This window comes from Aquabacterium sp. (assembly GCF_050725395.1).
Lineage (GTDB): Bacteria > Pseudomonadota > Gammaproteobacteria > Burkholderiales > Burkholderiaceae_C > Aquabacterium.
Genome location: NZ_JBOHHL010000012.1, coordinates 92,331 through 111,617 on the forward strand (window position 1 = coordinate 92,331; position 19,287 = coordinate 111,617).

19 protein-coding genes, 2 tRNA genes and 2 pseudogenes are annotated in these 19,287 nt (G+C 59.4%); 11 read left to right on the forward strand and 12 right to left on the reverse strand.

Annotation, left to right across the window (positions count from 1 at the left end; all coding sequences use genetic code 11):
- Positions 1–9 precede the first annotated feature (9 nt).
- Both lon and ACREB4_RS10045 read left to right on the forward strand, forming a co-directional pair.
- Positions 10–2,433, forward strand: a complete 2,424-nt coding sequence (gene lon / locus ACREB4_RS10040) for an endopeptidase La (RefSeq protein WP_431588072.1) — start codon at positions 10–12, stop codon at positions 2,431–2,433.
- 131 nt (positions 2,434–2,564) lie between these two features.
- Positions 2,565–2,640, forward strand: a tRNA-Gly gene (locus ACREB4_RS10045).
- A gap of 56 nt (positions 2,641–2,696) precedes the next feature.
- On the opposite strand, the gene ACREB4_RS10050 is transcribed toward ACREB4_RS10045, so the two are convergent.
- Entirely contained in the window at positions 2,697–3,488 is a 792-nt protein-coding gene (locus ACREB4_RS10050) for an SDR family NAD(P)-dependent oxidoreductase (protein ID WP_431588073.1), read from the reverse strand.
- A 135-nt stretch (positions 3,489–3,623) separates the two neighbouring features.
- Here ACREB4_RS10050 and ACREB4_RS10055 point away from each other — a divergent pair.
- Positions 3,624–3,697, forward strand: a tRNA-Cys gene (locus tag ACREB4_RS10055).
- A 42-nt stretch (positions 3,698–3,739) separates the two neighbouring features.
- Here the strand turns inward: ACREB4_RS10055 and bla are convergent.
- Positions 3,740–4,654 carry a class A beta-lactamase gene (bla, locus tag ACREB4_RS10060; RefSeq protein ID WP_431588074.1) on the reverse strand — a complete coding sequence of 305 codons (915 nt, stop codon included), beginning with the start codon at positions 4,652–4,654 and terminating at the stop codon, positions 3,740–3,742.
- 109 nt (positions 4,655–4,763) lie between these two features.
- Here bla and ACREB4_RS10065 point away from each other — a divergent pair, with 109 nt between their 5' ends.
- Positions 4,764–5,243: a DUF4124 domain-containing protein gene (locus tag ACREB4_RS10065; RefSeq protein ID WP_431588075.1), complete on the forward strand. Its 480-nt coding sequence runs from the start codon at positions 4,764–4,766 to the stop codon at positions 5,241–5,243.
- 154 nt (positions 5,244–5,397) lie between these two features.
- Here ACREB4_RS10065 and ACREB4_RS10070 read toward each other — a convergent pair whose 3' ends face one another.
- Positions 5,398–5,982, reverse strand: a complete 585-nt coding sequence (locus tag ACREB4_RS10070; RefSeq protein WP_431588076.1) for a GNAT family N-acetyltransferase — start codon at positions 5,980–5,982, stop codon at positions 5,398–5,400.
- A gap of 122 nt (positions 5,983–6,104) precedes the next feature.
- Here ACREB4_RS10070 and ACREB4_RS10075 point away from each other — a divergent pair, with 122 nt between their 5' ends.
- Genes ACREB4_RS10075 through arsH form a run of 4 tightly spaced genes read left to right on the forward strand, consistent with a single transcriptional unit; the run spans position 6,105 to position 8,672 of the window.
- The gene (locus ACREB4_RS10075; protein WP_431588077.1) at positions 6,105–6,419 is read left to right on the forward strand and encodes an ArsR/SmtB family transcription factor; all 315 of its coding nucleotides are present in this window, start codon (positions 6,105–6,107) and stop codon (positions 6,417–6,419) included.
- A gap of 13 nt (positions 6,420–6,432) precedes the next feature.
- Positions 6,433–6,927, forward strand: a complete 495-nt coding sequence (locus ACREB4_RS10080; RefSeq protein WP_431588078.1) for an arsenate reductase ArsC — start codon at positions 6,433–6,435, stop codon at positions 6,925–6,927.
- Positions 6,928–6,936: 9 nt separating this feature from the next.
- On the forward strand, positions 6,937–7,968 hold the full coding sequence (gene arsB / locus ACREB4_RS10085) for an ACR3 family arsenite efflux transporter (protein WP_431588079.1): 1,032 nt from the start codon (positions 6,937–6,939) through the stop codon (positions 7,966–7,968).
- A complete protein-coding gene (gene arsH, locus ACREB4_RS10090; protein WP_431588080.1) occupies positions 7,965–8,672 on the forward strand; it encodes an arsenical resistance protein ArsH in 708 nt (235 codons plus the stop codon). The genes arsB and arsH overlap by 4 nt, the downstream gene beginning before the upstream one ends.
- On the opposite strand, the gene ACREB4_RS10095 is transcribed toward arsH, so the two are convergent.
- The 4 genes from ACREB4_RS10095 to ACREB4_RS10110 form a co-directional block, all read right to left on the reverse strand.
- Positions 8,664–8,786, reverse strand: coding sequence for a hypothetical protein (locus ACREB4_RS10095; RefSeq protein ID WP_431588081.1), 123 nt, complete (start codon positions 8,784–8,786; stop codon positions 8,664–8,666). The genes arsH and ACREB4_RS10095 overlap by 9 nt on opposite strands.
- Positions 8,787–8,898: 112 nt before the next feature.
- On the reverse strand, positions 8,899–10,656 hold the full coding sequence (locus tag ACREB4_RS10100) for a patatin-like phospholipase family protein (protein ID WP_431588082.1): 1,758 nt from the start codon (positions 10,654–10,656) through the stop codon (positions 8,899–8,901).
- A 49-nt stretch (positions 10,657–10,705) separates the two neighbouring features.
- Complete coding sequence (gene map, locus ACREB4_RS10105; RefSeq protein ID WP_431588083.1) at positions 10,706–11,452, reverse strand: type I methionyl aminopeptidase; 747 nt, start codon at positions 11,450–11,452, stop codon at positions 10,706–10,708.
- Between the two features lie 91 nt (positions 11,453–11,543).
- A complete protein-coding gene (locus ACREB4_RS10110; protein ID WP_431588084.1) occupies positions 11,544–12,962 on the reverse strand; it encodes a cellulose binding domain-containing protein in 1,419 nt (472 codons plus the stop codon).
- 323 nt (positions 12,963–13,285) lie between these two features.
- Between ACREB4_RS10110 and ACREB4_RS10115 the strand changes: the two genes are divergently transcribed.
- From ACREB4_RS10115 to ACREB4_RS10125, 3 genes and pseudogenes are all read left to right on the forward strand, one after another.
- On the forward strand, positions 13,286–14,305 hold the full coding sequence (locus ACREB4_RS10115; protein WP_431588085.1) for a hypothetical protein: 1,020 nt from the start codon (positions 13,286–13,288) through the stop codon (positions 14,303–14,305).
- A 197-nt stretch (positions 14,306–14,502) separates the two neighbouring features.
- Positions 14,503–14,745: pseudogene (locus ACREB4_RS10120) on the forward strand (PAAR domain-containing protein); the annotation flags it as partial.
- Between the two features lie 387 nt (positions 14,746–15,132).
- The gene (locus tag ACREB4_RS10125; protein WP_431588086.1) at positions 15,133–15,687 is read left to right on the forward strand and encodes a hypothetical protein; all 555 of its coding nucleotides are present in this window, start codon (positions 15,133–15,135) and stop codon (positions 15,685–15,687) included.
- 836 nt (positions 15,688–16,523) lie between these two features.
- Here the strand turns inward: ACREB4_RS10125 and ACREB4_RS10130 are convergent.
- The 5 genes and pseudogenes from ACREB4_RS10130 to ACREB4_RS10150 form a co-directional block, all read right to left on the reverse strand.
- Positions 16,524–17,324, reverse strand: coding sequence for a PEP-CTERM sorting domain-containing protein (locus ACREB4_RS10130; protein ID WP_431588087.1), 801 nt, complete (start codon positions 17,322–17,324; stop codon positions 16,524–16,526).
- A gap of 298 nt (positions 17,325–17,622) precedes the next feature.
- Entirely contained in the window at positions 17,623–18,129 is a 507-nt protein-coding gene (locus tag ACREB4_RS10135) for a hypothetical protein (protein ID WP_431588088.1), read from the reverse strand.
- 46 nt (positions 18,130–18,175) lie between these two features.
- Positions 18,176–18,337: pseudogene (locus ACREB4_RS10140) on the reverse strand (transposase domain-containing protein); the annotation flags it as partial.
- 56 nt (positions 18,338–18,393) lie between these two features.
- The gene (locus tag ACREB4_RS10145; RefSeq protein WP_431588089.1) at positions 18,394–18,678 is read right to left on the reverse strand and encodes a hypothetical protein; all 285 of its coding nucleotides are present in this window, start codon (positions 18,676–18,678) and stop codon (positions 18,394–18,396) included.
- A gap of 72 nt (positions 18,679–18,750) precedes the next feature.
- Positions 18,751–19,287 (reverse strand): hypothetical protein (locus tag ACREB4_RS10150; protein ID WP_431588090.1); only part of this gene is annotated, 537 nt, incomplete at its 5' end.

Consider the following 19,287-nt stretch of genomic DNA (forward strand, 5'->3'; position numbering starts at 1 on the left):
AAGGCCATCATGTCAGGACATCCCATCCTTCCCTCTGACCCCATCAGCCTGCCGCTCCTGCCGCTGCGCGATGTGGTCGTGTTCCCCCACATGGTCATCCCACTGTTCGTGGGTCGCCCCAAGTCCATCAAGGCCTTGGAGGCCGCCATGGAAGCCGGTCGTCAGATCATGCTCGTCGCTCAAAAAGCGGCTGGCAAGGACGAGCCTAAGGCTGAAGACATGTTCGAGATCGGCTGCGTTTCCAGCATCCTCCAGATGCTGAAATTGCCCGATGGCACCGTCAAGGTGCTGGTTGAGGGCGTGCAGCGTGCCAACACATCATCGATTGACGATTCGGGTGAATTCTTCACCTCGGTGGTCGTGCCCGTGCAGCCCGAAGGCAACACGACGCCTGAAGTCGAGGCCCTGCGCCGCGCCGTGACGCAGCAGTTCGACCAATACGTCAAGCTCAACAAGAAAATCCCGCCCGAGATCCTCACCTCGATCTCCGGCATCGACGACGCTGGCCGCCTGGCCGACACCATTGCCGCCCACCTGCCTTTGAAGCTGGAGAGCAAGCAGTCGGTGCTCGACCTGTTCTCGGTGTCCGCCCGCCTCGAAAAACTGCTCGAACAGCTCGAGCACGAAGTCGACATCCTGCAGGTCGAAAAGCGCATCCGTGGCCGCGTCAAGCGCCAGATGGAAAAATCCCAGCGCGAGTACTACCTGAACGAACAGGTCAAGGCCATCCAGAAAGAACTGGGTGAAGGCGAAGAGGGCGCTGACCTCGAAGAGCTGGCCAAGAAGATCGAAGCCGCCCGCATGCCCAAAGAGGCGCGCAAGAAGGCCGATGCCGAGCTCAAGAAGCTGCGCCTGATGTCGCCCATGTCGGCCGAAGCCACCGTGGTGCGCAACTTCATCGACACGATCGTGGCCCTGCCTTGGTCCAAGAAGACCAAGATCAAGCACAACCTGGCCAATGCCGAGGACGTGCTGAACCAGGATCACTACGGCCTCGACAAGGTCAAGGAACGCATCCTTGAGTACCTTGCTGTCCAACAGCGCGTGGACAAGGTCAAGGCGCCCATCCTGTGCCTGGTCGGCCCTCCCGGTGTCGGCAAGACCTCGCTGGGGCAGTCGATTGCCCGCGCCACCGGTCGCAAGTTCGTTCGCATGGCCTTGGGTGGCGTGCGTGACGAGGCCGAGATCCGTGGCCACCGCCGCACTTACATCGGCTCGATGCCGGGCAAGGTGCTGCAGTCGTTGTCCAAGGTCGGCACGCGCAACCCGCTGTTCCTGCTGGACGAGATCGACAAGCTGGGCATGGACTTCCGGGGCGACCCGTCTTCGGCCCTGCTGGAGGTGCTCGACCCCGAGCAGAACCACACCTTCGGCGACCATTACATCGAGGTCGACTTCGATCTGTCCGACGTGATGTTCGTGGCGACGTCCAACTCGCTGAACATCCCGCCGGCCCTGCTCGACCGCATGGAAGTGATCCGCCTGGCGGGTTACACCGAGGACGAGAAGGTCTCGATCGCGCAGACGTACTTGCTGCCCAAGCAGCGCAAGAACAACGGCGTGAAAGACGAGGAAATGGAAGTGACCGAATCCGCCATCCGTGGCGTGATCCGTTACTACACCCGCGAGGCTGGTGTGCGTTCGCTCGAGCGCGAGGTGTCCAAGATCTGCCGCAAGGTGGTCAAGGGCCTGACGCTGAAGCAATACACGGGCAAGGTCGTGGTGTCCGAAGACAACCTCAATGACTTCCTGGGCGTGCGCCGCTATGACTACGGTCAGGCGACGAAGGACAACCAGGTCGGTCAGGTGGTTGGCTTGGCCTGGACGGAAGTCGGTGGCGATCTGCTCACCATCGAGTCGGCCAGCATGCCGGGCAAGGGTGTCATCACCCGCACCGGTTCGCTCGGCGATGTGATGAAGGAGTCGGTCGAGGCTGCCCGCACGGTGGTGCGCAGCCGGGCCGCGCGCCTGGGCATCAAGGACGAGCTCTTCGAGAAGCGCGACATCCACATCCACGTGCCGGATGGCGCCACGCCCAAGGACGGCCCAAGCGCAGGCGCTGCCATGGCCACGGCCCTGGTGTCGGTGCTCACGGGCATCCCGGTCAAGGCCTCGGTGGCCATGACGGGCGAGATCACGCTGCGAGGCGAGATCACGGCCATCGGTGGCTTGAAAGAGAAGCTGTTGGCCGCGCACCGTGGTGGCATCAAGACGGTGCTCATCCCTGAAGAGAATGTGAAGGACCTTCAGGAGATCCCCGAGAACGTCAAGAGCGCCATCGAGATCGTTCCGGTCAAATGGATCGACAAGGTGCTGGAAATTGCCCTGGAGCGCGCGCCCACCCCTTTGCCTGAAGAAGAGGCCAAGGTCGAAGCCAAACCTGACGCGGCGCCGGCCGCGGCGCCCACCTCAACCGAGGCTGTGAAGCACTGAAGTGTGTTGGAAAAAATCAGCGAAGCTTGATGAAGCTGCCAAAAGCGGTGTATAGTTCAGGTCTTCGCTGATTGCAGCAACCAAACACCAAACGGTTGCAAACAACGCAGGCAGCGGCTGACACAAGTCATGCGGGAATAGCTCAGTTGGTAGAGCGCAACCTTGCCAAGGTTGAGGTCGCGAGTTCGAGTCTCGTTTCCCGCTCCAGAATTTGAAAAGGACCCTCTCGGGTCCTTTTTTCATTCCAGAGATCACAACAGCCATCAGAAGGCGCTTTTCGTGCAGCCCCCATCCACACGCAGCGCCGCGCCCGTGGTGCCCGATGCCAAGGGGCTTGCGATGTAGGCCACCATGCTGGCGATTTCCTCGGGTTCCTCGAAGCGCTTGATGAGCGAGGAGGGACGGGCGGTCTGGAAGAATTCCTGCTCGAAAGCCTGGACCGACTGGCCATTGGCCTTGGCCAGTGCTTCGACGAAGTCACCCACACCGCGCGAGCGTGTCGGCCCAGGCAGAATGCTGTTGACCGTGATGCCCGTGCCCGCCACCGATTCGGCCAGGCCGCGCGAGACGGCCAACTGCGCGGTCTTGGTCATGCCGTAGTGGATCATCTCTGCCGGGATCTGCACCGCGCTTTCGCTGGAGATGAAGATGATGCGGCCCCAATTGGCGCGTTTCATGGCCGGCAGGCACAGGCGCGCCAGACGCACGCCGCTCAAGACGTTGACATCGAAGAAGCGCGTCCAGTCTTCATCGGGGATGTCTTCGAATGCTTTGGGTTCGAAGATGCCCAGGTTGTTGACGAGGATCTCGATGCCCGGGTGCTGGTCGGTCAAGGCCTGGGCCGCTTCGGCCGTGCTCAGGTCGCCGGCGAAGCCCAGCACCTCGCCGCCTGGCGCCGCCTTGATCTGTGCAACGGCCTTGTCCACCGAGGCTTGCGAGCGCCCGTTCACGATCACGCGGGCGCCTTCGGCGGCCAGGGCCGACGCGATGGCGTGGCCAATGCCCGCGGTGCTTCCAGACACCAAGGCGAGCTTGCCTGTGAGCTTCAAATCCATGGTCGAGCCACCTTCAAAAAGTTGATGGTGGTGACGATAACGCAGGCTTGGAGAACCTGCAGGCGTCGGGTCATGCGCCGCAGAACTGGTACATAATTGCGACCTCCCCGCCATGCGGGGAGTCAGATGAGCCGTGGCGCGATAGCAAAGCGGTTATGCCCCGGATTGCAAATCCGGTTAGCCCGGTTCGACTCCGGGTCGCGCCTCCACCTTGTGCTCATCCACACCTTCCTTCCCCTTGTTGTCCGATCTCACCGCCGGCGTTGAATGCCGTCGACCACGATGCGGCTGGCTTCGGCGATCACGTCGTTGCGCAAGGGCGCATTTTTGTCGGGCTGCGTGAAGTAAACGGCCAGGACGATGGGCGAGCCTTTGGGAGGCCAGAGCACCGCGATGTCATTGGTGGTGCCGTGGGCCCCCGCGCCGGTCTTGTCGCCGACCACCCAGTCGGATGGAACCCCCGCGCGGATGCGTGCGGCACCGGTGGTGTTGCCCTTGAGCCAGGCCTGGAGTTGGTCCCGCTGCGGGTCGGCCAGCACGTTGTCCAGGGCCAGGCCTTGCAGGCTGCGCGCCATGTTGCCGGGCGTCGAGGTGTCCCGAGGGTCGCCTGGGATGGCGCTGTTCAATTCCGTTTCCAATCGGTCGAGGCGGAAGGTTTCGTCTCCGGCCAAGCGGGCAAACGCGGTCACGGCGGAAGGTCCACCCAGCAATTTAACCAGCAGGTTGGCGGCGGTGTTGTCGCTGTATTGAAGCGCCGCCGCGCACAAATCGCCCACGTTCATGGCCGCACCGACATGTTGGCCAGTGACTGGTGAGTTCGCGACCAGGTCTTGGGCGCCGATCGACAGGCGCTGCTTCAGCACGGCCGCATCCTTCGTGGCGAGGTTAAGGATGGCCGACACGGCGATGACCTTGAAGGTGCTGCACAAGGGGAAGCGTTCATCGGCGCGGTGCAGGATCTGCGCGTTGTTGCCCACGTCGAAGGCGGCCACCCCCAGCCGACCACCCGAAGAGGCCTCCAGTTGGGCCAAACGGTCTTCGGCGGAGGATGTCTTGCGGGTATTGGGCGCCGGCGCCTTGGCCACGGTGGTGCAGGCGCCCAGCAGCGAGGCGGAAGCGCAGGCCAGCAACAAGGCGCGGCGGTGGGTCGAATGGTGAGTCGTCATGTCTGTGAGGGCGATGATGGATGCTTGGCGGCGGCAATCGGTGTGCCGGACGGCTGCAGGGCATTCCGATTTCCATTAGCCTTGGGGCTTTGGGCTGCTGGAGGATGGCATGGTCGCGCGATGGGCTGTTTTGGCCATGACCTTGGCCGTGTGCGCGCCGGTGGTGCTGCACGCGACCGAAATCTACCGCTGGACGGACGAGCAGGGGAAGGCGCATGCCGCCGACCGGCCTCCTGCAGGTGTTCGCAAAGACAGGGTCAAGCGCGAGGATTCGCGGGTTCACGAGTTGACGCGGCATCAGCGTGAAGAGGCAAAAACGCGGGCGTTGGTCAACAAGTCACGGCGGGATCAGGGCCTGCCCGTGCTGCCGCCGCTCTATGGCGAGGGCGCTCTGCCGTTGACCGTCACACCGGTGCCCGACATGCAGCCCCATGAAACCGAGTGCCAGAAAATGGTGCGCCTGTACCGGGAAAGCGAAGCCTGCTTCGCGCCCTACAAGATTGCCAATGGCGTGACCCGGGCTGAAGCTTTCGAGCACTGCACGCCAGTGGTCGAGCCTTCCATCAAATGCGGCTACGTGAAGCCTTGATGGCCCCCTCAATCGAAGATGTCGCTGAGCCAGGACCTCTTCTTGTGGTGGCGGTGGCCTGAAGACGGGTAGTCCGAATCCACGAAGTCGGGGCGGTGGTATCAGGGCAGACCGGGCACTTCATGGCGAGCGAAGCTTGACCGTCCGGTGGGCTTCAATCCCCCAGCTTGCTTTCCAGCATGGCCTTGGCGCTCGGCCAATCAGCGGCGGTGATGCCATGAATGACCGAATTGCGAATGTACCCGTCCCGCATGACCATGTGGCTGCGCAAAACACCTTCCTCTTGAGCACCAATCCGACGGATGGCGTCCCTGGACTTCGTGTTGCGCTCGTCGGTCAGCAGTTCGACACGGTGACAGCCCCAGGTCTCGAACGCATGGCGCAGCATGAGGTACTTGGCCTCGGTGTTGACGTGGGTGCGTTGCCAGGAAGCCCCCAGGAAGGTGAAGCCGATCTCGACGCGGCGATGAGGCCGTTCGATGCACCGGAAGCGGGTGCTGCCCGCAACGCGGGATGACTGCACATCGATCGTGGCAAACGCCAGTTCTTTCCCCGCAGCGAAGGCGGATTCCGCGTCATCGAAGAATTTTGGAAGATGGCTCGGGTGGGGCACGAAGGTGAAGGGAACCTGCCAGAGATCGCCGTCGTGGATGGCCTTGGCCAGTTCTGGCAGGTGCGCTGGCGACACAGGTTCAAGGCGAACGCGCCTTCCAGCCAAAACAACCTTTTCGATGTTCACGCTCGCGCATTCCTCTTTGTTTTGGAAATGTTATCAGAGGGAGAGGGGGCGCCTTGATCGGGCCCGGCCCTGCCCTTGGTCAGCTGCTTGCAGCATTTCATTATTTCAATAATAATTGAAATATGGAAGAAATAGACATCGTGAAATCTTTGGCGGCCCTTGCTCAGCCGGTTCGGTTGAGGGTGTTTCGTGCGCTCGTCGTGGCGGGGCCTGCTGGCCTGACCCCTTCGGCGTTGAGTGGGCAGCTCGAGGTGCCAAGCACCTCGCTGTCGTTTCACCTCAAGGAGTTGCTGCATGCGGATTTGGTGTCTCAAGAGCGAGATGGGCGACATCTGATTTACCGGGCGGCCTTCGATCGCATGAATGGCTTGTTGTCATACCTGACCGAGAACTGCTGCCAAGGCCAGCCTTGCACCACAACCTCCGCCTGCTGCTGACTGAACATCCGCCATGACCACCAACATCCTGATCCTGTGCACCCACAACTCCGCGCGCAGCGTGCTGAGCGAAGGCATGCTCAACCACTGGGCTCAAAAACTGGGGCGTGATGTTCGTGCCTTCAGCGCAGGCAGTGCGCCAAGCGGACGGCTCAATCCCCATGCCTTGAAGGCCTTGAACAACGCCGGCGTGGACACCAAGGGCTACCGCAGCAAGAGCTGGGATGAGTTCACGGTCGATGGCGCGCCCGAGGTCCACATCGTGATCACGGTGTGTGACAGCGCCACTTCAGAGGCATGCCCTCATTGGCCGGGCAGTCCGGTCAAGGTGCATTGGGGCTACGCGGACCCGTCCAATGCGCCGGGCGGTGACGATGGCCAGCGGCTGGCCTTCGAGTTGACCCGACAAGCCATGGGCTACCGGATGCTGCAGTTGCTGGCGCTGCCATTGGGCAGCATGGGCCCTGGTGATTTGCAGCAGGCGCTGACCCGCATTGCGCAAAGTTGAGGTGCTCGCATGAATGTGTTCGAGCGCTACCTGACCGTGTGGGTTTTGCTGTGCATTGTCATTGGCATCGCCCTGGGTCAACTCCTGCCTGACGTGTTCCAGGCCATTGGAGGCCTGGAGATCGCGCAGGTCAATTTGCCCGTGGGCTTGTTGATCTGGGTGATGATCATCCCGATGTTGTTGAAGGTGGATTTCTCCAGCTTGTCTCAAGTGGGACGGCACTGGAGAGGCGCAGGGGTCACGCTCTTCGTGAACTGGGCGGTCAAGCCCTTTTCGATGGCCTTGCTGAGTTGGTTTTTCGTTCGCCACCTGTTTGCGCCGTTCCTGCCCGCCGATCAGTTGGACAGCTACATCGCCGGCCTCATCCTGCTGGCCGCAGCGCCTTGCACGGCCATGGTGTTCGTGTGGAGCCGGCTGACGGGCGGCCATGCGGCGTTCACCTTGTCCCAGGTGGCCTTGAACGACGCCATCATGGTGTTCGCTTTTGCGCCCATCGTGGCCTTGTTGCTGGGCATGTCTTCCATCGTCGTGCCCTGGGGCACCTTGTTCACTTCGGTGGTGCTGTACATCGTGGTGCCGGTGATCATGTCGCAGTGGCTTCGCCAACGGCTGTTGGCACGCGGCGCGACGGCCCTTGATGCGGCCTTGGTGCGGGCCGGGCCATGGTCCATCGCGGCGCTGCTGGCAACACTCGTGCTGCTGTTCGCCTTCCAAGGCAAAGCGATCGTTCGACAACCCTTGGTCATCGCGCTGCTGGCGGTGCCGATCCTCGTGCAAGTGATCTTCAATTCGGCGCTGGCCTATGGGCTGAATCGCAGCCTGGGCGAATCCCATGAGGTGGCGGGCCCATCGGCTTTGATTGGCGCCAGCAACTTCTTCGAGTTGGCCGTGGCCGCGGCCATCGCCCTTTTCGGCTTTGAGTCTGGCGCGGCACTGGCCACCGTGGTCGGGGTGCTGATCGAGGTCCCTGTGATGCTGCTGGTGGTGCGCATGGTCAACCGGAGCAAGGCCTGGTACGAGCAAGGAATCCAGCATTCATGAATTTGCCCAACATTGATCCTTCCTTGTTCAAATCACCAAGCAACGAGGCATTGCAGGGGGCCGCCAAGTCAATGCATGCGCCTCGCTTCTTGTTGCTGTATGGCTCCTTGCGTGAGCGTTCCTACAGCAAGCTGCTGACCCAGGAGGCGGCTCGCCTCCTGGAGGCCATGGGAGGCGAGGTGCGAATCTTTGACCCAGCCGGCTTGCCCCTGCCCGACTCGGTGCCGGACAGTCATCCCAAGGTCGAGGAGTTGAGGGCGCTGACCCGGTGGGCCGAGGGCATGGTCTGGTGTTCACCCGAACGCCACGGTGCCATGACCGGGATCATGAAGGCGCAGATCGACTGGATCCCTTTGAAAATCGGTTCCGTGCGGCCCACCCAGGGCAAGACGTTGGCGGTCATGGAGGTGTCCGGGGGCTCTCAATCGTTCAACGCAGTCAACCAGATGCGCATCCTCGGGCGATGGATGCGGATGATCACCATCCCGAATCAGTCCTCGGTGGCCAAGGCTTACCTTGAATTCGATGAGGCTGGCCGCATGAAGCCCTCTCCCTACTACGAACGCGTGGTCGATGTGATGGAAGAGCTGGTGAAGTTCACCTTGCTGACCCGCGATGTGGCGGCGCACTTGGTGGACCGCTACAGCGAACGCCGGGAATCGGCGGAGGCATTGAGCCAGCGGGTGGCGCAGCGCTCAATTTGAGGCGCGCTGCTTGGAGGGCAAGGCATGTCCGCCAAAGAACTTGCCCGTCGTCAACGAGGGAATCAAGGCGAATTGGTCGGTGACGTGTGCGATGAACTCTGTACTGGCACTCATGCAATCTTTCTGTGGGCATGTTTGGCAAGCCAAGCTTCCATGTGTGCTGGCGTGGCGTATCGGCCCTTCGATGTCCAACAAGCACGCGAGCTCTGCCTCCAGGCTTGTTGGTTCACCAATTGATCTGTTGTGCCATCGACCTTGCCAAGTCTTTGTACGCCTGGAATTGCTCCATGGTGTATTGCTGGCTCTTGATCGGATTTTGTCTGTTGAATGTGGGATCGTGAGGAAAATAGCAAGAACGTGGAGCTTCCATGCACGAGGTCATCAAAGCTCGGACAGACTCGGGTGCATCGGTTTGCAAGGACTGCTTGCGAAGGCCGAGCTTGAGGTAGATGACTCTGGTTTTCCGTTGCACCTCGAAGTCAGAATTCGTCAGCGGGATCATGGAAATGGATCCATCAAAAACGGTCGTGGCCACGTCCCGTGAAGCGCAGGGCGTCTCTTCGGGCGCTCGTGCGCACTCGCGTTCGGTTTGCCACAGCTTTAAGCCATCCGCCCTGGTGAATTCCGAAGCCTGGGCTTCGGGTGCAAGCTTCAATGCATCGATGCCCTGAACTTCCAGGTTCAGTCCATGCTCATTGAGAAGACGCGTCTTGAGCACACGGTACCCCTCCATGACCCATTCCGGATCGTGCTCGGAGTCGGCGATGATGATGGTTTCGCATCTCCGCATGACGAGTGGAAACACGGCCAAGTTTTCTGCGAAACCTCCATCCGTGGCGTAGAAAAAAGCTCGGCGAACATCGCTTTCAGTCAACACCTGGTGTGGGGTGGGATAGGTTCTGGCCACGACCAAAGACATGTTCCCACCCAAATGGATGAGACTGGACAAGCTTTTTACGCTGCCTTGCTCGTGTGGCCGGTCGTAGGCCGCACCAGAATACAAAACATATTCCCAAAGGTCATCACCAAGGGGGGGCAATGGGCCTTCTTGAAAGCCAATACCTGAGACGCCGTACCGGTATGGAGTGACTTCCAGATAGGTGTCGTACAGGGCCACAGACTTGGCAAGACTCGTCAGCGCCATTTTTGGATTTTCCAACGAATAGACAGGCCCAGGGATTGGGTAAGCTGCTATACCGACGATTGGCATTGGAATGCTGCCGCTTTCAACGGCACTTCGCAGATTGCGTCGGCTCAATTCTCCAAAAAATGGCAGATTGAATGATCCTGCAACCATGCCGTAATATGCACTTTTCATCCCTGTCGAATCAATGCCGTTGACAAAGCCAGAACCGGCGGTCAAAGGATTCAATAAACTGAAAATGGAGCCGGCAGCTGCCACGGGCAAAGAAAAAAGACTTGGGCGGATATTCTTCCTGATGTAAACATCGGAGAGTACCTTTTCTTCATTGACGCCGCCTGCACGTTCTTGGACGTACCAAGCCAGTGTGTAAGCTCCCCCGGATACTGCTGATATTATGTCTATGTCAGCAAGTTTTCCTGTTTCATGAAGACCTTGAATAACCCCGAGTCCAAATGCAGAGGCTCGGATGCCGCCGCCCGACAAGGCAAGGCATACTTTTGGCTGATCTTTTTTGGAACGGTATATTTTTGATTCAGTCTGTTTAAAATAACCAGATAATGCAGCGTTGGTGGCCAATACCTCTGATGTGTGAACAGGGTTTGAATTGCTGGGCATGGCAAGCCTCGCTGCTGAACGCAGAGCAAATGATTTCTCCGTTTTTGTGTAAGGTTCAGATGAGTCAAGCCAAAGTTGATGAGCGTCGATTGCCGGATTCACGGATGCCGGCAATTCTGCCGTGGCGGGTTGTACTCCCGGGGATGGAAAATGCCTCTCGTGCATTACGCCGCATCCGGTGAGCAGCATTGACAATGCCAGTGATGCGGTGTTGAGCTTGGCCAAGTTGCCCCCCAATTTCACAAGACCTTGAGTGCCTGCATTGATGGGAAGCTCAGCATCGGGTGACGACGATGGGTTCGCCTTTGGTGATGATCATCGTGTGTTCGTATTGCGCCGACAAGTTGCCATGCGCGCCCACCAAGGTCCACCCGTCGGAGGTCTCGGTCACCACGCGGCTCTTGGTCGACAGGAAGGGTTCGATGGTGATCACCATGCCTTCCATCAAGAGGCGTCTGTCCGTGGGGTCAAAGTAGCCGGGAATGTGCTCCGGTGCTTCATGCAGCGCACGCCCCACCCCGTGGCTCCCGAGGTTCTCAATGACCTTGAAGCCGTGCGCCTTCGCCGTTCGCTGGATGGCCGCGCCGATGCCATTGAGGGGCTGGCCGGCACGGGCCTGCTTCATGGCCTTCTCAAGGGCGGTGCGGGTGGCATGGCACAGGCGGGTCTTCAGCGGGGTGCTGGGGGGCACAACGGTCGTGCCCCCGGTGTCGGCGAAATAGCCACCCAACTCGGCGGAAACATCGATGTTCAAGACATCGCCGGCCCGAATGACCCGATCGCCCGGGATGCCATGTGCGGCTTCTTCGTTGATGCTGATGCAGGTGAAGCCCGGGAAACCGTAGGTGAGCTTGGGGGCCGACCGTGCACCGTGTTTTTCAAGCAGTTGCTCGCCCAGTGCATCCAGCTCGCGCGTGGTCATGCCGGGCTCGGCCGCAGAGAGCATCTCCTGGAGCACCTGGGCAACGATCCTGCCAATGCGTTGGAGTGCGATGACATCATCTTCGTTCTCAATGGTCATGGTGCTTCGCCCAGATGATAGAAATGTTTGAGATCATTTTGCATTGAAGCGGTGCGCCGCTTCAACCACGCCCCATTGCTCGTGATGGTGCTCATTGCGCCGTGGTCGTGCACGACTTGCCACCGAGGCTGGCGGTCAAGCCCGTCACCGTCGGCACCTTGCCGGATTTGGTGGTGCCGGTCAGCGTGAACGAAACCGTCGACTGGGCTTTGACTGCCTTGTTGCTGATGGTTGGCGTGGCCGTGACGGATTCGCCATTGAGCGCGATCTTGGCATTGGTGGCCACGAGCAGGGGGCGATAGTTGTACTGCCAGTTCACCGACCAATCGCTCTGTGTGGACGAGCCCTGATTGCTCACGTTCACTTTGGCGGTGAACAAGCCGAATCCCGTGGAGGTCACCTTGTAGGTCACGGCACACTGGCCCGCTGGCAGTTCAGGCAACGGCGTCAACAAGTAGCTTTGGTTGTTGATGTCTTGCGCCACCACCTGGCCTTTGTCGTTGATGGCGACGGCCACCCGGAGCGCAACATTGCCCGGCAGCGAAACCTCCTGTGCCAGGTTGCGCATGCCCACGCCATTCGGGCCCGTGACAAAGGCGACGGGGTCTGCCGCATTGGCCACGGGGTAAGAAGACCCGACGACTTGGCCCAGGTTGTTCAGGCCCCTGGCCAAAGATTGGCCACCACCCAGATCTCCGAGGTCTTTCATGGCCGTGCCGTCCGGCCCTGTCAAGAAGGCATGCTGGCTGGCCAGCCCCACGGTGAGTTGCGAGCTGCCCGCCACTTGTCCGCTGTCATTGACGCCGGCGGCCGTGCTGCTTTCGCCCCCCAAGGTGCCCAGGTCCTGGTAGCCCGTCGCGTTGGGGCCGGTGAGCAAGGCATGGGTATTTTGAAGGCCCGTGGCCTGGTTGACCGACACAAGCCCGGCGTTGCCGATGATTTGGCCCGAGCTGTTGATGCCGGTGGTTTGGACATCGTAGAACTGGGCCGGCTTGATCCATTCCGTGATGCCGGCGCCATGGGGCCCCGTGAAGTAGATCTGGTTCCACACCATCTGCTTGATGCTGGCCCAATGACCATTGCGGCCGACGATCCGCCCATCCGAGCTGATGCCGGTGAATGAATTCTGGGTGGCGCCCGGCAAAAGCGCGATGGGGTTCAAGGTCAGCGAGTTGGGCGGCGTGATGAAGACGAGGCCGTTGACGGCAATGCTCGACACCTCGCCCGCATCGTCCACACCCACGATGCCGCCATAGACCGTTCCCAGAGACTGGTAGCCCACCCCATTGGGGCCGGTGACAAATCCCGTGAAGGGCCCCGATCCTTTCTGCCCCACCACCACGCCACTGTTGTTCACGCCCGTCGCCGCGGTGGAGGTCGCGTTGCCGGCGCTTTCATTGGGATCCTGAATGGGCTGGACCAGCCATTTAGCAGCGTGCGCCACGCCGATCTGGAAGGTGCCCAGTGTTGCCAGCAACGACAGGCTGGCGATTTTGTTCAGACGATTCATGGCGAGCTCCCTTATGTGTGTGGACGGTATTATTGATTCCGACCGTGGGCGTCCTGGGCAGGGTTTTCTAGGCCACAGGTCGGGGCATTGATGATAACGAGCATTTAATTTTTGCCGTTCGATCGTCAAGATGGCGGATCAAATCAGCAAACAGTCAGGGAGTGTTCATGCGTCCGGGTTTCATCATTTGCACTGGTCAAGCGCGTGCTCTTTTGGCTGCCGCTTGTCTGTCGTTGTCCAGTTGGTCTGCCCATGCTCAGACTGTGCCTCGGCAGTACACCGCTTCGCCGCCTCTGGCGATTCAAGCCGGTGCCACGGGTTCCATGCCCATGACCTTGGGGCCGTCCGGGCAAGTGGCGGGTTGGGGCAGTATTCCTGATGGGACCACCATCAAACTGACCATCGTGGACGGCAAGCTGGTGTTCGTCAGGGTGATGGTGTCGCACATGGTTGGCTTGCTGTGGTCAAGCACCGGGCAGGTGACGGCGCTCAAGCCCTTGGTGACCAAAGCCGATGCCACGGCCATGCGCGTCAATGCTTCAGGGTGGGTGGTGGGCAAGGCACGCAAGTCCACGTCGAGCAGCGCCAACGATTTTGCGGTGGTCTGGCGCAATGGCACGCCCACTGATCTGGGCGCGGGCGCTTGGTCCGATGCCACCCATGTGAACAGCGCCGGGCAGGTTCTGGGCTTGCAGCACATCACCAATGCCAAGGATCTGACGGGGCATGCTTATCCCAAACGCCAGCCTTTCCTTTGGGCCAACGGCAAATTACAAGCCCTGAGCAATTTTCCGGCGGGCATTTCCAACATGGACTGCGTCGGTTTGAGCGATGCCGCGCAGATTCCATGCAATGGCCTGGGATTTGATTTCGACACCAACACGGCCTACCTGTGGAGCAACGGACAGTACCTGCCGCTGAACTTTCCTGGAGCCACCAGCACCCGCCTGATGGGCATCACGCCTGGTGGCGCCGTTCATGGGAGCGTGCAAATCAATGGTGCATACCGGCTGTTCATCTGGCGTGCAGGCCAGTTCACCTTGATGCCATCCGACTGGACCTACATCCAAGCCATGACGGATGGAGGGCTGCTGCTGGTTTACCGAGACACCGGCCAGAAGACCCCGAGTGGCGATGCCGTGACGGTGGTGGAGATCCGCTCGCTGTCCGGTGATGCCTTTGCATTGGGCCATGGCCAGTGCTTCAGCCTCACGACGGGTGCGCAGGTTTGCGGTGTCATTGTTGACATGAATAACCAAGGGCAGTTGTTGGTCAACCAGGGGTATGTGCCTGGGGCGTCGGTGAGCAGCACTGGGCAGGTGGTGTTGACGCCAGCACTTTGAGCCAAGGAGATGCTATTTGGTGTCCTGCGGCTATGCCTGCATCAATGGGGCATTAACTTTCCTTTTGACGCTGTTTGCCGAACCCAATTCAGGCGCAAGTCAGCGACCATCCCTGCCTGCGGATCCCACCATTTGGGGAGTCTTGTGTATAGCTGGCAGTGCTACATTGCGCTATCAAAAATAGGCGAGGGGCTTTCATAAGGCCATTCATCGTGGTGGGAGACCCCACTGATCATGGCGGGACAGTCGTAGGCGGATCGGGCGTCACCGATACGCACGGCAAGCGCATAGCCCGAGTGGGCGATCAAGTCACTTGTCCCAAGCGTGGGCATGGCACCACCGTCATCGTCACAGGTGATCAAACCATGATCATCGATGGGCAACCAGCAGCCAGGCATGGTGACAAGTGTGCGTGCGGTGCCACTTTGATTGCAGGGCAGATGCTTTCTTTCACATCTGATGGCGGTGCATCAAGTGCATCGGCTGCCAGTGAAACACAGAGGGCCGCTGCGGCGGAGGCTGGCTTTCTTACCCGACTGCTGCCGGCCGATGAGAATTCTTCCCATGACATGCGCTTCCTCGTGAAGGACGAAGACACAGGACAGCCTCTGGCCAATGTGCCTTACAAGCTGACCTTGGTGGGTGGAACATCATTCACCGGCAAGACCGACGCGCAAGGCCTGACGGACAAGATTGCGTCGAACAAAGCGCAACGCGCTCAAATTGAGGTTCCTTACTATGGCGACGGCTCAAGCACAATTGACCCCAACTTCGGATACGACGCCTGCGGTTGTTAGCATCCCGGCCAAGGAAAAGAGTGGCACCCAATGGGAGCCAAGGTTTCCGACCAGCACGGACATTGCGGCTTGCGAAGAGCCTTTCGCGACAAACCTTCAATCATTCGTCGATGCGATCAGAGCTGCCGGTGCAACGGTGACCATCTCAGCCACTTATCGGCCGCCCGAGCGCGCATATTTGATGCATTGGTGCTGGATGATCACCAGAAGGACAAGGATCCGACCAAGGTCCCATCGCGGGCAGGTGTGAACATCCAGTGGGATCACCTGGATGCGGACGGCAAGTATGACAGTGCAGCATCCCTCACCGCAGCAAAGGCCATGGTCGGTTCATACGGCATGCTGAATCTTGAAGTGCCACCAGCCTTGAACTCCCGTCACACCATGAAGCTGGCAGTAGACATGTCGATCAGTTGGAGTGGCGATTTGAGCATCAATGACAAGGAAGGCAAGGCAGTCGTCATCAAGTCCGAGCCCAGAACCGGCATGAACGCCGATCTCAAGTCAGTCGGCGCCACTTATGGCGTCCTGAAGTTTGTGGGCGGCGCTGCCGACAAACCACATTGGTCTGACAACGGGCATTGAACATGACTTGGCAGAAAGCTATCACCGGTGCCTTGCTGGGGGCGCTTTGCGTCTCTTGCGCCACAGAACCCAGCCAGCAAGATTTGGACACCTTCCTTGAAAGGCGCGAGATATGTGATCACTTAAGAGGCGAAGTACCGGAGCCAGGTGACCGGGCTGTCATGGACGAGTTCAACAGACAAATCAATACCTATTGCAAAGGCACGGATGCCCAACTGCAGCAAATGAAGAGGCGGTTGGCGGGGAATCCCAGGGCCATGGAGAAATTGAACGACTTGGAACCTGGCATCGAGTCATCACGGTGATGTTTGCCGGCCATGGTTCGTTCCGCATGTCGCATGCCGAGAGAATTACCAGGTGGGCATAGCGCATCGTCACCTTGGAGTCTGAATGTCCAGGGATCTGTTGCACCTGGTACAGGGGAAGGCCATCCGAGACCACCAAGATGCGAAGCCATGAGGCAGATCATGAATGCGCAGATGAGGCAGGCCCGCTTTGGCGCGCAGGCCCCCTCAGGTCATTCGAAGGTGCAGTCCATTCGCTATGCCTGCGTCAGAGGCCCATCAACTTCCTTCTTGGCGTTTTTTTCAGAACCCACCTCAGGCGGCTCAACCTTGCGCAACCAAGACTGAGCACAGTCCACCGTCGTCCCCACGAAGGATCACAACGCGGACCTTCTTGCCCACATTGGGCCCCTTGGTCCACGAGCGCCTTCGATGATTTCGGCGTGGTCGCCAGCTTGGATTGGTTTCATCAATGAAAGCGATCTTGTGGTGAACTCTAAAAAGTAAAAAACCCCGCATCTTCATGCAGGGCTTGCTTGCACTTGGCTGTTTTCAGACCATTGATCGCCGACGCCACCCGGCCATTAAAGCCAGTCCGATGGCGGACAAAGCGAAGGTACCAGGCTCTGGAACGACCGCCACCGAGCGAATGAAGATATCGCCACGGATACTTGTGCCGCTTTGCTGCACGAAGCCCGTGGAGGCGCTGGAGATGTCGTAGTAAACACCGGTCCACGCATCTTCATAAAATGCATTGGCGAAGGACTTGCCAACCTGACTCTGCAGATGCGCCAGGAATTCTTCTCCCGAGACTTTGGCCAGTTGATTGCGCGAGAGGGGCAGGCTCTCTTGCACCCACTCGATGCCGCGCCAGTTGGTGTGCTTGGTGTACGTCTCGCCTTGCGCCGGGGTTTGCCAAGATTCCGAACTGGTGAAAAGGATCTGGTCGGTGGTTGGCAGCACTTTGTCCGCGTCGAAATCCCACTCGCTGAGCATGCGGTTCAGTCCGAGCTGTGTCAGAGGATTTTGGACATATGCGCCTGCTGGCGCAGCCACCGCCAGCGTGCCGGTGAATGGCGTTTTCGTGGACGAGGTGGTCGAGTAGTTCAGGATGGTCATTGCCCATGGCTTGTAGCCTGCATTGAGCAAAAGATCTTGGTATGGATTTTCAAGATCAAACTTGAACGTTAACGAAAACGATGTTGGCTTGAAGTCGAAATCATAAGAAGAGGTGCCGTTCGTGCTCAGCCACTTTGACTTTGCAATGACATCCACGGTCAGTTCTGCGGTGGTAGCGGAGGCTGCAAATGCTGCAAGGGCCAGCATTGCGCCTGCGATGATGCGGTGTTTCAAAGTTTCTCCCGAGACGACAACAACGTATCGGAGTGTAAAGGTTCCAAGAGTTGCGGTGCTCCACGCCTCCCTTGAATGGAGGGGGCTGACGCATTGAGGCGGCATCTCGATGCGCGTACCCACTGAATGCGAAGGTGACTTTGACGAGCACGCATCCTGGGGCGTGACCGACCGCAAGGCGGCCAAGGCGACACACGGTGCATGACCTGCCAGCGGCTTTGGGGATAAGGCACCCAATAGAGAGCCTGCCGAACAGAATCGACCGGGCGGGTAAGTTTAAAACTCCGCTCGCCGTGTCCTATTTGCTTTCGACCAAGCAGGAGTAGGTGTAGTCGAGACGGCAGGGGCCTGCGCCGTCACCGCACATCTCCGAATGGCAAAGGCCTTCGGTGCGCTGCCGGTGTGCACCAAGTGCTCCTTGGGTCTCGTAGCATTGTGTGAAGGCACGCTGATACCCCTTCATGCAGGCTTCGTCTGCATCGGCCCCCTCGGCGGTCACAGTTATGTCCATGGGCACAATCTTTGGTTCACTCCTTGGTTGTGTGTTGTGCTCAGGCGGGGTCGGAGGTGGTGGCACATGTTCTGAAGCTGCCAGGGCTGGTTCGATGGGCACCTGCTCGATGTGTCCCAGCTTTGTGTCTGGAAAGAGCCCCGCGTGTGCCGCCAGCAACACCAGCCCGAAGAGACCGAGGATCACCTGGCGGGGCGTGGATAGCACGGGAAGCTCGGCGCCAAGCAGCTTCAGACCGCCCCCCACGAGCGCAGCAACGACGCACACCAGCCCTACAGTTTGAAGCGTATCCATGTTTTCCCCTAAAACCAGATGCGTCCCAACTACAGACGCATAAGTATCAGTCAGAAATGGGGCTGACTAGAACTGCCCGTCCAAGTGCGCCAATGCCGGGTTCCCCATTTGGGATCCTTGCTTGACTCAGGGCGCCATAGGGGTCATGCCCATTGAGCTTGGCCGACTGGATCAAGCTCATGACCGCGGCGGCACGCTGCTTGAGGCGTCTTCATTTGGCTCCCCCACCTGGGCTCGAACCATGGACCTACGGAGGTCCTTCAACTATGCCTGCGTCAAGGGCGCATCTAGTTCCTTCGTGGCTTCAGTGTTCGAACCCACCTCAGGCGGTTCAATCTTCCTCAACCATGATTGAGCACAGTCCACTGTCGTGCCCACCGCACCGTATTCACTGACCAAGCCTTCGCCTTCGACCTTCCAGATGCGGCCATGCTCGCTGTGTTCCCCACGCAGGTTCACAACGCGGACCTTCTTGCCCACATTGGGCCCCTTGGTCCCCAGGGCGCCTTCGATGATTTCGGCGTGGTCGCCAGCTTGGATTGGTTTCATGAGAGTTCTTGTTTGTGATCCAGAAAAAACGTGCGCTGCTTCGAGCTATTCCAATGGGGCTTCTGGTCGAGCTTAAGGGGCCAGTTGCTTGTTTTGCCACGGGTTTGGCGCGTCGGTGTTCTCCCATCGGTTTTCACGATGGAACACGTAGTGATTGCGGAAAGCGTTGTCCAGAACATAGGTGGACAAAGTCCTCGCTTCTTTTGCTGAGCGCTTGAAGGTCAATTGGTAATAGCGTGCCAGAGACCTTTCAGAGATCGAATACTGACGTTGAATGGCTCGATGGATTGCCGCGTAGTTGGCGCCATTGCTGGCCCAAGCCTTCAGCCCATCATCAACCTCTGCGCGGCTGTTGTATGGTGAATTGAGGGCCCAGGGGCGCAGTGCAGCGTTTGCCCATGTGTGCTCTACACCCGACCGCAGTCTTGCGGTTGATTGCAGCGTTCCCTCGTCATTTCCCGGCCCGATGGTTTGATCAAGCAGGTGTTCCAGTTCTTGGACTGGCTTGGGCAATAGATCAACTGCACGGTTCACGTTAGGGCGGAATTCTACTGTGCAACTCAACTTCATCCCTGTGGACTCGACCAAGTAGATCTTCCAGGGGGCAAG